The 12,918-nt window shown below is 51.0% G+C and carries 10 protein-coding genes; 4 read left to right on the forward strand and 6 right to left on the reverse strand.

The features are described 5' to 3' along the window. Window position 1 precedes the first annotated feature (1 nt). From rsmA to ACFODX_RS16320, 4 genes are all read right to left on the reverse strand, one after another. Window positions 2-841: a 16S rRNA (adenine(1518)-N(6)/adenine(1519)-N(6))-dimethyltransferase RsmA gene (gene rsmA, locus ACFODX_RS16305; RefSeq protein ID WP_378121118.1), complete on the reverse strand. Its 840-nt coding sequence runs from the start codon at window positions 839-841 to the stop codon at window positions 2-4. Window positions 842-873: 32 nt separating this feature from the next. Further along, window positions 874-1,869: a 4-hydroxythreonine-4-phosphate dehydrogenase PdxA gene (gene pdxA, locus ACFODX_RS16310; RefSeq protein WP_378121120.1), complete on the reverse strand. Its 996-nt coding sequence runs from the start codon at window positions 1,867-1,869 to the stop codon at window positions 874-876. Between the two features lie 150 nt (window positions 1,870-2,019). Next, window positions 2,020-3,324 carry a peptidylprolyl isomerase gene (locus ACFODX_RS16315; protein WP_378121122.1) on the reverse strand — a complete coding sequence of 435 codons (1,305 nt, stop codon included), beginning with the start codon at window positions 3,322-3,324 and terminating at the stop codon, window positions 2,020-2,022. A gap of 16 nt (window positions 3,325-3,340) precedes the next feature. Then, window positions 3,341-5,956, reverse strand: coding sequence for an LPS-assembly protein LptD (locus ACFODX_RS16320; RefSeq protein WP_378121124.1), 2,616 nt, complete (start codon window positions 5,954-5,956; stop codon window positions 3,341-3,343). A 148-nt stretch (window positions 5,957-6,104) separates the two neighbouring features. Here ACFODX_RS16320 and ACFODX_RS16325 point away from each other — a divergent pair, with 148 nt between their 5' ends. From ACFODX_RS16325 to maoP, 4 genes are all read left to right on the forward strand, one after another. Next, complete coding sequence (locus ACFODX_RS16325) at window positions 6,105-7,187, forward strand: aminoglycoside phosphotransferase family protein (protein ID WP_378121126.1); 1,083 nt, start codon at window positions 6,105-6,107, stop codon at window positions 7,185-7,187. Further along, complete coding sequence (murU, locus tag ACFODX_RS16330; protein ID WP_378121128.1) at window positions 7,184-7,894, forward strand: N-acetylmuramate alpha-1-phosphate uridylyltransferase MurU; 711 nt, start codon at window positions 7,184-7,186, stop codon at window positions 7,892-7,894. Before ACFODX_RS16325 ends, murU begins: the two co-directional genes overlap by 4 nt. Window positions 7,895-8,031: 137 nt before the next feature. Beyond that, window positions 8,032-8,298: a 30S ribosomal protein S20 gene (gene rpsT / locus ACFODX_RS16335; protein ID WP_324259771.1), complete on the forward strand. Its 267-nt coding sequence runs from the start codon at window positions 8,032-8,034 to the stop codon at window positions 8,296-8,298. Window positions 8,299-8,574: 276 nt separating this feature from the next. Continuing rightward, on the forward strand, window positions 8,575-8,964 hold the full coding sequence (maoP, locus tag ACFODX_RS16340) for a DUF413 domain-containing protein (protein ID WP_378121131.1): 390 nt from the start codon (window positions 8,575-8,577) through the stop codon (window positions 8,962-8,964). A gap of 107 nt (window positions 8,965-9,071) precedes the next feature. On the opposite strand, the gene ACFODX_RS16345 is transcribed toward maoP, so the two are convergent. Both ACFODX_RS16345 and ACFODX_RS16350 read right to left on the reverse strand, forming a co-directional pair. Beyond that, window positions 9,072-11,462 carry a GH36-type glycosyl hydrolase domain-containing protein gene (locus ACFODX_RS16345; RefSeq protein ID WP_378121133.1) on the reverse strand — a complete coding sequence of 797 codons (2,391 nt, stop codon included), beginning with the start codon at window positions 11,460-11,462 and terminating at the stop codon, window positions 9,072-9,074. 74 nt (window positions 11,463-11,536) lie between these two features. Beyond that, on the reverse strand, window positions 11,537-12,910 hold the full coding sequence (locus tag ACFODX_RS16350) for an MFS transporter (protein ID WP_378121135.1): 1,374 nt from the start codon (window positions 12,908-12,910) through the stop codon (window positions 11,537-11,539). Window positions 12,911-12,918: the final 8 nt, after the last annotated feature.

The following is a 12,918-nucleotide window of genomic DNA, read 5'->3' on the forward strand; positions in this document are numbered from 1 at the left end:
CTTATTCATCACTGTGTTTTATGGCAGCGTTTGTGGCGAGATTGCCCAATAAATTACTCATCGCTACATACTCAGCCAAACTAATTTCTTCCGGGCGCATCCCCAAATCAACAGGTAAGGACTCCATTTGTTCAGCGGTTAATAATTGTTTAAGCGAATTGCGCAGGGTTTTACGGCGCTGTTGAAAAGCGACATTTACCAGGGTTTCCAAGGTTTTTATATTGTCTGCCACATGCGGTAACTGTGCATAAGGTGTGAGGCGGACAATCGCGGAATCCACTTTGGGTGCAGGATCAAATGATGTGGGAGGCACATCAAATAAATCCTCCACGGCGCAATAATACTGCACCATTATTCCCAAGCGACCATAGGCTCCATCGCCCGGTTGCGCCGCCATGCGTTTGACCACTTCCTTTTGCAACATAAAGTGCATGTCCTGCACTTTATTGGCATAGGTCAGCAAATGAAAAATAAGCGGCGTAGATATGTTGTACGGCAAATTGCCCACGATACGTAGCGGCTGGTCGTTTTTAATCAGCTGATTAAAATCAAATTGCAACGCATCTGCCTGGAATAATTGAAAGTTTGGATGACGCTCAAATTTTACTTTTAACCAGGGCACCAAATCGCGGTCGAGTTCAATCACGGTTAGATTATCGCAACTATCGGCAAGTAGCTGGGTAATAGCGCCTTTGCCGGGACCAATCTCGACAATCTGATCATTTTTTTGCGGATGAATAGAACGCACTATGTCACGGATAATGCCGTGATCGATCAAAAAGTTTTGACCAAACCGTTTGCGCGCTTTGTGTTGGGATTCCTGCAAAATATTTTTGCTCATATAAAAAAATTACTCATCAAACTTTCAAAAATTTAGCGCGCCTGTTTTGCTTGCACCATGGCCACTGCGTAAGCGAGAGCAGTGTGCAAACTGCCGGAGTCGGCCTTACCGCTGGCAGCCAGATCCAGCGCCGTGCCGTGATCAACCGAGGTGCGGATAATCGGCAACCCCAAGGTGACATTTACTGCCTGACCGAACCCTTTGTATTTGAGCACCGGCAAGCCCTGGTCATGATACATGGCGAGCACCGCATCGGCGTTGCCCAGATACTTTGGCGTGAACAGGGTATCTGCCGGCAGCGGGCCGATCAGGTTCATACCCGCTGCGCGCAGCTGCTCCAGCACCGGCTCGATCACCTCAATTTCCTCGCGCCCCAAATGCCCACCCTCACCGGCGTGGGGGTTCAACCCGCACACCAGGATACGCGGCTGTTTTATACCAAACTGCTGTTGCAGGTCGCGGTGGAGTATTTCTGTAATTTGGGTAAGTTCGTCCCTGGTTATTGCGGCTGCAACATCTTTCAGCGGTAAATGTGTTGTTGCCAGCGCAACACGCAGACCTTCGGTGGCCAACATCATCACCACTTTTTTCGTTGCCGTTTTGTCGGCAAGGTATTCGGTGTGCCCGCTAAACGGAATGCCCGCATCGTTAATCACACTTTTTTGCACCGGGCCAGTCACCAACGCCGCAAAATCGCCAGCCATACAACCGGCGATAGCCGCATCCAGAGTCTGCAAAATATAGGGGGCATTACGCACCTCCAAATGGCCGGCCTGAGCCTCTACCGCCAACGCAATTGGCAGCACCGGCAACTCACCTGCAGGGCTGGGGCGCGGCTTATCTTGCAGATTCACCAGCCGCAACTGCAGTGGCAGCCCTAGCTGCGCGGCCCTCGCCTGCAGCAGTGCAGGGTCTGCAATCGCCACTATTTCATGTTGTTGCGGCTGTTGTGCCAATACAACCGCCAGATCAGGGCCTATACCTGCGGGTTCGCCGGGCGTGAGGGCGATGCGAAAACAGCTTGCCATATTGATGTGCACCTGAAAAATCGATGTAGAAACTATTGGGATTGGAAATATGTTTGCGCAAAAAGCACAGCGGCTGAAAACAAAATTGCACCAGGCAATTCCATTTTCAGCCGCAGGATATACCGGCGTACCGCAGCTGCGGCAGGCTATCTAGAGCTTGATTTCAACATAAGCCTCTTCGCGAATTTGCGTCAGCCAAAGTTGGAATTCCTCGTCAAAGCGACGCGCACGCAATACGTTAGCGGCTTGATTGCGCTTCATTTTATCACTCATGTCCTCTTTGCGACGCTCAAGCACCTGCAATATGTGCCAGCCAAATTGGCTTTTAAACGGGCGACTGATACCGTTGATTGGAGTATTTTTCATCGCCTCTTCAAACTCAGCGACAAACATGCCCGGCATAGACCAACCCAGGTCGCCGCCATTTAACATAGAGCCGGTATCTTCCGAATTATCGCGCGCGAGTTTGGCAAAATCTTCACCTTTTTCGATGCGCGCTTTCAGCTCCAGAAGTTTCTGGCGCGCTTGGGCGTCATCCATGATTTCCGAGGTTTTCACCAGAATGTGGCGCGCGTGGGTTTGCTCAACTAGTTGTTCACCGCCACCACGCTGCTCGATATTTTTGAGGATATGGAAACCTGCACCACTGCGGAATGGTTTGGACACCTGACCGGGAGCCAAACTCAACATTTGGTTACCAAACAATTCCGGCAATTGTGCGAGCTTGCGCCAACCTATATCGCCGCCTTGAAGCGCGGCCTGATCATTCGAATAGCTGATTGCCATTTGCGCAAAATCGCTACCGCCTTGCAGTTTCTGGTAAATATCATTGGCTTGTTTTTCCGCTTCAGCAACCGCATCGGCATCAGCACTGCTGGATACGGCAATCAGAATATGACCAATGCGGTAGTCGGGCGAAGTTGCGTACTTGCCATCGCTGGAAGAGAGGAAGTTGGTGATGTCCTGATCGGTAACTTTAATGCGACTGTTTACTACGCCTTGTTGCAAGTTACTGATGGTCAGCTCGTTACGCAATTGCTTGCGCAGGCCGTCCAACTTAAGCCCCTGGCGCTGCAGGTCAGCCTCTAACTGGGCGAGACTAATCTGGTTTTTTTGCAATATGCGTTCAATCGCCTGATCGATTTCGGATTCTTCGATCTTAATTTCGTAGCGCTCCGCCAGGGCGAGTTCAATACGCTCGATAATCAGTTGCTCAAGAATCTGTTTGTTAAGCACATCCTCAGGCGGCAGCTGCTGATACTGGCCGCGCAAGCGCTCCATAATCGAGGCTTTGCGGTCATTCAGTTCACTTTCCAGCACTACGTCCTGATCGACAATGGCCACCACGCGATCCAGAGAAACAGAGCCGGTCTGTGCCAGGCCAAGCTGACTGCCCATTAATAAAAGGCTGCCCAACATCATGCTCAAGCCCAGAAAGTTTTGACGCTTACTCATAAATTCAATCACTGTTTTATTGTAAAGAAGCTTCACGCTCGCGATAGCCATACATAGCATCATCGAGCAGGTTACTAATACGCTGACTTATTGTGCCAAAACCACGCAGTTGCACTTCGATAAAAACACCGCGGTCATAGTCATCGCTATTAAGGTTTTCCATAAAATCATCGCTGAAATCAAAATCTACCCACTGACGCGCCAGCAAGCGGACTCTGTAACAACAATCGGTATATTCGAGCCCGGCAAAGGTGTCGAGTTCCGCGTCATAGGTAAAATCATAATTGGCCCGGGCAATAACTGCCCATTGATTATTGAGCGGCCAAAGGCTGGTGACATCCAGCTGATTCAGGGTAGCGCCTGTCGCGGTATTGATATCCAAAGGACTCAGGGACACAGGATCGCGGCTGTAGCGATAGCCAACATTCAAAATCCGGTATTGCTCATCGACATAATGCAAACTACTACTGAAGGAGTTCACTTTTTCCGTCTGATGATCGTAAAGCAGATCATTGGTTAAACGCAGGTGTTCGCCAATTTGCGCACTCAACTCACCCGCGATAGCAGAGTTGGTTCGGGTGTTGGCGTAAGCATCCCGAGTATTGAGAATACTGACGCGGCGGTCATCAAAATAGGTCACCTGCCCAATACTCATACGCAAGCGCTCAACCCCGGAGTCAGACTCCACCAGGCGACTGGTCACCCCCAGGGTAAGGTGATTGGCATCATCAATCCGATCACCGCCAGAGAAGCGGGTATCGCGAAACAATTGGTTGTAGGTGAACACTATGTCTGAAGTATCGAAGTTGACATAGCTTGCATCTGTCGTCAGGCCGTAGAGCGATGATTGGTCTTCATAATCGCGGTAGAGATAATAGGCGCGCGGCTCCAATGTCTGGGTAAAATCGGTAGCAAACAGGCTTTTATCCCGCTCAAAGAACAACCCGGAATCCAGACTGACCTGGGGTGCGACAAATTGTGGCTCACTGTCCGCTTGCGCACGCAGGTTGTCCGCTTCCAGTTGATAGCTGAGCGTTTTAACGCCGGCTCCGGGCCGGATAAAACCGGCAGAATATTGTTTATCCCAGACTAACCCGTAATTGGTGCGCAGGCGCTCGCCGACAATCAAGTCACCCAATCGCGCCGCATTGGCTGGATCATCGCTAAAGTAGCGATTCATCGAGAAATGCGTGAACTCATTTTCCAGCGTTAATACCCAGTCATCCAGGCGATAGTTGCCATCAGCACTCAGCCGCGGCAACTCGCGGTAGGGCAACTGCCGGTCAGTGAGCAGGCGGAACTCCTCTGCCTTGGCCCCCAAGCGCCAGTTTTCGCTGCGGTAACTGGCGGCAAATGTTTGGCGTATAAATGCCTGGCGATTGATATCTACCGCGCCTCTGTCCACGTCGCGAATATAGTCGGTATCGCTAACATCGGTGTAATCGATCAGGGTAGACCAGGGCTGGTTGCGCCCGCCGGTTTGAGCCAAATTTAACTGCCAGCGATCCTGTCCACGATAGGGATAAGCGTCCGCCTCAGTGAGTTCGCCCGACTCAATCTGGCTCTGCAAACGCTCACTGAAACCACCGCGATCATTGTTTAACCCGCTGCCACTCAGCACTGTGTCAAAGTAAAGCGACTTGTGGCGAAATTCGCTCTGGAGCATATAGCCGTGATCGGCCAGATAGCGCGGCACAAAAGTAGCGTCATAATTGGGCGCAATATTCCAGTAAAAAGGCACTGAGAACTCATCAATGCCTTCGCCGGTATCCAGCCCGACAGAGGGAAACAAAAACCCGGTTAAACGATCAGGGCCGATGGGAAAGCGAAAATAAGGCGCATAGGCGACAGGTATATCTTTCACCTTCAGGCGCATGTGCTTTGCCGTACCGTAATGTTTGTCGTTATGCAGGGTGATATTCGAGCCTTCAATCAGCCAGGTATTGTCGCCCGGCTCACAACTGGTAAAGGTTCCCTGATTGAGGCTGATGATTTGGTCGCCAAACTTTTGCAGATTTTCGGCGCGCCCCTGAACGCGGGTTTCATAGAGTACGAATCTGGCGTTATCGAGCCGTGCGTTACCGGTCTGGGTATCAACATAAGCACTATCGGCACGCAGCAACAAACCCGGCTCACGCACCTGAATATTGCCCTTTAATTCAGCTTCACGGCTCACCTTGTCGAACATAAAAGTATCGGCGTAAAACGAGCGGCGCCCTTGGGTCAAGCGCACATTGTCACGCATGATAAATTTGGTCTGCTTTTCTGATTCTGAATAGTCCGCAGTGCCCAAGATGCTGGCTTTTTCAGGGTCAAGTTCCGACTCGGCGTCATCGCGGGGCGGTGCTATATAGGCGCCACAACAAGCGGCAGGAACCAATGCTTTCTGCTCCTCCGTCAGCTCCTCGATAGGCACCCAATCCAGTTCGCGCAACTTGTCATTGGGGTCAGGCTTTGCTGTTTTTTTATCGACAATATTGGGGACCGTGCCGGTCAGTTCACCCTGTGCAAACCCTGGCGAGGCGAATGATAAAAGCATGCCGGCGCAAGGCGCGGCAATAAGAAGCGCAAGGCGGGAGCGAGAGAAATGACGAGGCAATTTCTGGTTGGAGTAATTCGAGGTTGGAGCCATTTACCGCGGTCTCGTATACGTGGCGCGGCCGGCGCCACCTAAAAATTGCAGCGATTCTACTGTAAAGCCGCTGCACAGGGAATGAATTGGGGGAAATCAGCGGGCTGGGGTAGAATCCGTGAATTGTCATTCAACCTGCAGATACACCATGCCATCAACCCACACCAACCCGCTAGAGACAATCGATTCAGCGCAAGATTCCCGCACCCTGGCGCTCGCCCACTGGGTGTCGCAACAAATAAGCAGCTTGGCTGCCACCCCCAGATTACGTAGTTTGGGAAGTGATGCCGGATTTCGCCGCTATTTTCGCTTTGACGGCGGCCAGAATTTGCTCGCAGTCGATGCGCCACCCGCCACGGAGGATAGCGCTCAATTTATCGCTATCGCCGACTTTATCGCTCGCCAGGGTGTGCGCAGCCCGCGCATCATCGCCGCCGATGCAAAACAGGGCTTTTTATTGGTAGAGGATTTTGGCGATCAACTACTCTTTAACATCGTTAACCCGGACAACGCTAACAATCTCTACCAGCAAGCAATGCAAAACCTGCTGCAACTGCAACGCAGCGTCGACAACCCTGCACTTATACCGCGTTATGACCGCAGCTTGCTGCGCCGCGAACTGGAACTATTCAGCGACTGGTTTGCCCGGCAACTCCTGGCTTACCCGCTGGCACCGAATGAATTGGCACTGCTGGATCACACTTTCACCCTGCTGGAAAATCTGGCGCTCAGCCAACCCCAGGTTTTTGTGCATCGCGATTACCACGCACGCAACCTGATTCTTTGCCGCGATGGCGACCTGGGCGTCATTGACTTCCAGGGGGCGCTCTGGGGGGGCATTACCTATGATCTGGTATCGCTCCTGCGCGACTGTTATCTACGCTGGCCAGCGGCGCAAGTCAAAGATTGGGCACTGAGCTATCACCAACAAGCCATCGCCACCGGGCTTATTCCCGCTGACACTAGCCCCAGCCTGTTTATGCAGTGGTTCGACTGGCTGGGATTACAGCGGCATATCAAAGTACTGGGCATATTTGCGCGATTAAACCTGCGCGACAACAAACGGGGCTACCTGAAGGATTTACCTTTAGTTATACGCTACACCCTTGAGGTTGCTGACGCCTACCCTGAATTGCAGGACTTTGCCGCCTGGTTTAGGGCCAGGCTGCTCCCGCTGGCGACGAGCCAGCCTTGGTACAGTGATTATGCAACAGCCGGAGAGCATCAATGAAAGCAATGATCCTCGCGGCAGGCTTAGGCAATCGCATGCGCCCGCTTACCGACCACACCCCCAAACCCCTGCTAAAGGTAGGCGACAGGTCGCTGATAGAACATCATTTGTTAAACCTCTGCCGCGCGGGGGTAAAGGATGTGGTTATCAACCTGGCTTATTTAGGCGAGAAGATCCGCCAACATCTCGGCGATGGCAGCGCCTTTGGACTGACAATTCACTACTCACCGGAACCTGAGCCACTGGAAACCGGTGGCGCCATTCTCCATGCCTCCAAATTGCTGGGAGATGAGCCATTCCTGCTTATCAATGGCGATGTCTGGTGCGATCTGGATTTGGGCGAGTTCTGCGCGCGCGGAATGGCAGGAAAAAAAGCAGGTCATTTACTGCTGGTACCCAACCCCGACTTTCATCCGCGCGGTGACTTTGCCCTATCCGACCAAGGACTAGTGCTAGATTCCACTGCCGAGACCACCACGAGCAGATTCACCTTTGCCGGCATCAGCTACCTGAGCCCCGCGCTAATCACCAACTACCCAAACAAGCGGCAAAAATTCCCCCTGGTAGAGGCCTTCCGCCATGCGATTAGCAACAATTTGCTCAGTGGTGAAGTGTTTTATGGGAACTGGAGCGATGTAGGAACACCGGAACGACTTACTGCGCTCAACAACCAGCTTAAGCAGAACAATCAACCAAGACGGGTTTAGCTGGAGGTCTGGCCCTGACTGAACAAAAAATGCTATGTTTGGTTGACAAACCAAGCGGACACGGCATAATGTCGCGTCCTTGAATTTAGACCCTTTTTCGATAGTTTTATCCAGAATTTATATATAGGAGCACTAAGGTGGCAAACTCACCCCAAGCCAAAAAACGCGCGCGTCAAAATGAAAAAGCTCGCAAGCACAACGCAAGCATGCGCTCTATGGGGCGTACTTACCTCAAGAAAGTGCTGAGCGCCATTCAAACTGGTGACAAAGCTGCAGCGACTGCCGCTTACACCTCTGCTGTTGCAGTAATCGACCGCATTGCTGACAAAGGCCTGATCCACAAAAATAAGGCAGCTCGCCACAAGAGCCGTCTGAACGCCAAGATAAAAGCAATGGCTGCCTAATCCAGACTAGGTGCCATTCAAAAAAACCGGCTTATGCCGGTTTTTTTTCGTCCTTAATTTGTTCAAACAACTCCCATACTGCACATAAAGCGCTCGCTCCACTCTATACACTGCTATCAAAACAGATTATCTTCGGCAGCAACTTTTTACTGGAACAAGAATCCCGCGCCATACTGAGAAGCTGCGGGGAGGCGCAGTAGAGAATAGTCATCACAAAGATGACATAGCTCGCCAAGCCTGCCTGCAGAGTGCACATACTAATAATGGAGATACGCTATGCTGCCACGCGAACACTATCTGAAACAGACCTTTCAGGATGCAGTGAACTTTCCCGAAGGATTTGAAAAAGGTGGGTTGTCCGACATACAAGCACGCCTGGTGCGCAAACACGGCGCATTGATAAATGCCATAACCCAGGAAGAGGTCTCTGACCCAACTGCCGATGATCTTCACATACTAAAAGTAGTCGCCAACCAGAGTGTACCCAAAAGCCCTATAGAGCAGGCCTGGGTGAAATATCTGTCAATTGTTAAAACGCGCCAAGCCTCAGCGCCAGCCAAAACCAGTAAACCTAAAGCGACAAAAGCAAAAGCTGCTGAACCTGAACCTGTTGTCGAGCCCGCCGCCAAACCCGCCAAGAAAACCAAAAAAACAGAGGCCAGCTAGGGCGACTGCTTTAAAGGAAAAATCGATCAGCAGCGCAACCGATTTATACCGGGCGCTGCTTGATGACCAGTAGCTTAACCAGCCCTGCGTATACACCCAGAACTGGATCAACCAGCTACTGCCGGCAAAACCACCTCCAAATGATACTCACGCCCCGCTTCAATATTTCGCACGCAGTTATCGGCTAAGCGCTCACCGTTACAACTCAGCATTAATTGATCCACATCGCCACGGCTAATCACCAGATAAAAAGTGGCGCCGCGGAATTCTCGACGGGCTTTTGCCTGTGCCCAATTCGATGGTATTTGCGGCGCAACCCGCAGCCCCTGCTCGCAGCCTTGCAGCCCGAATAATCCCTCCACCAAACAGCGATACACCCAGGACACCGTACCGGTATTAAATAACTGCGACGAACGCCCCGCCGTGCGCGGATATTGGTGATAGGCGCCGCGATAATAATTGGGGATATACACGGGTAACTGGCCGCGCTGCAGGTAATCCGCCTCGCTGGGGCCGGGAATCATCTGCCGCAATAATTTATACGCCTTGTCTGCATGCGCGGGGCTCTGCTCAGCAATGGCAAATAAACTGTAGATATAAAACACCGCCGCGTGGTTATAGACCGAGCCATTTTCCGCCGAGCCTGGATGTTTTTGGGTAACCCTACCAACATCGTCACGCATAGCCGTATAGGCTGGCGCCAACATGGCGACACCATAGGGCGTTTCCAATTGCTGCTCTATTGCGGCGATCATTTTTGCGCGCTGCTCTTCGTTGGCGGCACCACCGAGAATCGCCCAGCTTTGCGGGTTTAAAAAAATGCGCCCTTCGTCATCTTTACTAACACCAAATACCACATCGTCATCGGTGATACCGCGCCCAAACCACTCACCATCCCACAGGTATTGATTAACCGCCGCATTAATTTCCCGCGCGCCCGCACTGAATTCATCGCGCAACTTTTCCTGTGCTTTTTTGCTACAGACTTCTGCCCACAAATTCAGTGCATAAGCCGTGGCGACCGACAACCAACCCGATACACCTTTGCCCTTATAACCCACCATATTCATAGGGTCACACCAATCGCCCTGGGCGATGAAACTCAAGCCGCGATAATCGCGCGCGTGCAACAACCAACGCATGGCATTGCTGATACGCTCAAATACCGACAGGGTTTTGCCATCGTGCCCGACAACCAATTCATCCAACAACGCATAATCATTGGTTTCATCCAGATAGGTTTTTAAACATACCGGCAACCACACGCAGTGATCGGTATGGGGAATCTGGTTGATGTATTTAAGCTCCGCCTCTTCACTCAGTAAAATTCCATCGGGCATTGCGCCTGATGCTTCCTGCTGACTGAGTGCATGTAAAAACGCCGCGCGGGTAACCTGTGGTTTGATAAACGTCATACCCATATTGTCCTGCAAATAATTGCGGGTTTGTGGGTCGGTAGTCAGGCGATTAACGTCGCCGTGATAAAACACCTGGCGCGGCAACCAGTGATTCACAAAATTATTTAATTCAGCGTCGGGAGTTTCAATCTGCAAGCAGCCGCTACCACTGGCCACATAAGCAGCATATTCGGCTTTTGCTTTGGCAAAAGCCTGCGCAGTTAAATAAGTCGCACGTATTTTTTTTATTTCATCCTCATCAAACGCAGGGCCAAAAATAAACCGGTAGTTTTCTGCAGCTCCTGCGGCTAATTCCAAACGATATTGCAACACCGCGGCCGGTGTTTCATAGCGCGCATCACCACCTTGCAATAGCTCTGCTTGCAATGCCGATGGATTATGTAGCCCGCCTTCGCCCTCAAAAGTTTCCTGCTTTGCCTCCCACGCCGCGGGTATTTTTTCGTGCAGGAAAAATGTTTTGTCTTTAAAGAATTTATTTTTAAAGTGATCGGCTACTTTTTGATAGGGCGTGACACAACTAGCGACTATTCCCCCCAAATCTGCACGGTACTCCGCCGACTGATTCATCCATGACATATAGCCAACCGGGAAATAGGGATAAACACTAATACGTCGCGCGCGCGATGAGCGGTTGGTGACTTTCACTTCCCACAATTCAACAACATCCGCTACCGGTAGCGAAAGCGTTAATTCAATTTCAATGCCTAGTGCTTGTAACGTCCAACACAAATCGCTCTTACCCACCGAGAAGCAGTAAGCCTCATAGCTAGCGCGCACTGGCTCATAGGGCGCAGAAAAAATCTCACCAGTCTCTTCATCTTTCACATAAAAAAAACGACCGGGGTGATGCGCATAATAAGGCTGCTCCGGCTGCATAAAGGTTTTTGCTTCCAGGTTGGGCGCATAGGCATATTTGGCCGGCTCTGGCTGCATAAATTGGGCAACCGCGTAACCGCGACAGGTGGCCTGAATCATCATGCGCTGATTCCATAAAAAGCCTGCAGCGCGCGGCATGGCTGTCGGTGAAAATAACTCATAACGCTGCCCCTGCTCGGCAGGCTGCAATAACGGCGTGGACATAAATCCCTCCAAAAAAGCGCAACAAATAAAAGGCATATTGGTTGGTTAACACTGCAGTTAACCAACCCAAAAAATTAACGGGAATCCGCTGTGCGCTGATTCAAATCGCTTTGAATACGCGCAAGCATGGCGTTGGTGAGCGGATAAAAACTGATAATCGCAGCGGCAATCAGCGCAATTACACCGGGAATAATGGTTTGCAGCAGCGCGATGCCGGTTTGCGATGCATCGGACTGCGCCTCTTTGGCGACATAACCAATAGCGGCCAAAACCCACAGCATTACCGCTGAACCCAGCGCACCACCCAACTTTTGCGCAAAGGTTGCAGCAGAAAAGGTCATACCGGTGGCGCGTCGCCCGGTTTTCCACTCGGTGTAATCGGCCGAATCCGCATACATAGACCAAGCCAGTGGCGATTTAGGCCCCAGCGCCAAACTGATTAAAATATTCAGCACAAAAATAACCGAGACATAATGCGGCGGAATAAAATACATGAGGATGGAAAGTACACCGACTATCGACATTAACAACATGAGCAGTTTGGTTTTGTCGATGTATTTGGTAAGTAGCGGAGTAATGGCTGCACCAACACCCAAGGCTATGCCCTGTACAAATAAATAATCCGAAATTAATTCAGGGCGCTGCAAATAATATTTTAGGTAGTAATAACTGGAGCCACCGCGCAAAGTGATGGTCATCATAATTACAATTGCCAAAGCAATTAAAATTAACCAGGGGCGATTGTCGAGCAAATCTTTAATATCGCTCAGCGGTGAGGTTTTTTGTTGTGGCGGCGGCGCAATGCGCTCGCGGGTGGAAAAAAAGGTAATCGCAAATGCGATGGCAGCAACACAGCCATAAAGCGCCATAGTGAGCTGCCAACCCAACTCCTCATCACCTGCACCTAAATATTCCACCAAGGGCAGGGTGAATTTATTCACCAGCGTTGTACCGGCAAAGGCGGCGATAAAACGAAAACTGATGAGCGTGTTGCGCTCCTGCGGGTGCGCTGTCATCACGCCGGAGAGCGACGAATAGGGCGTACTTAAAATGGTGTAACACAACATCATTAACGAATAAGTGATGTAGGCGTAAATAATTTTGCCATTCTCACTTAATTCCGGGGTGCTGAAAGTAATCACGGCGGCGCCCGCCATAGGCACACCGGCAAAAAGCAAATAGGGGCGAAACTTTCCCCAGCGGGTTTTGGTTCTATCCGCCACCGCTCCCATAATCGGGTCAGTAATCGCATCCACAATTTTGGTAACCAAAAACATAGTGCCCGCTGCAGCCGCAGGAATGCCAAACACATCGGTATAAAACACCGCTAAAAAAGAAGCGATGCTGGCCCAATACAAATTGAAACCTAAATCGCCCAATGCAAAACCCATTTTTTCGCGCAGTGAGAGCTGCGCCAAGCGATCATTTGTTGAAGTGTTCATAGACATTCCCGGTG

Source organism: Cellvibrio fontiphilus (assembly GCF_042646205.1).
In the GTDB taxonomy this organism is placed as follows: Bacteria; Pseudomonadota; Gammaproteobacteria; order Pseudomonadales; family Cellvibrionaceae; genus Cellvibrio; species Cellvibrio fontiphilus_A.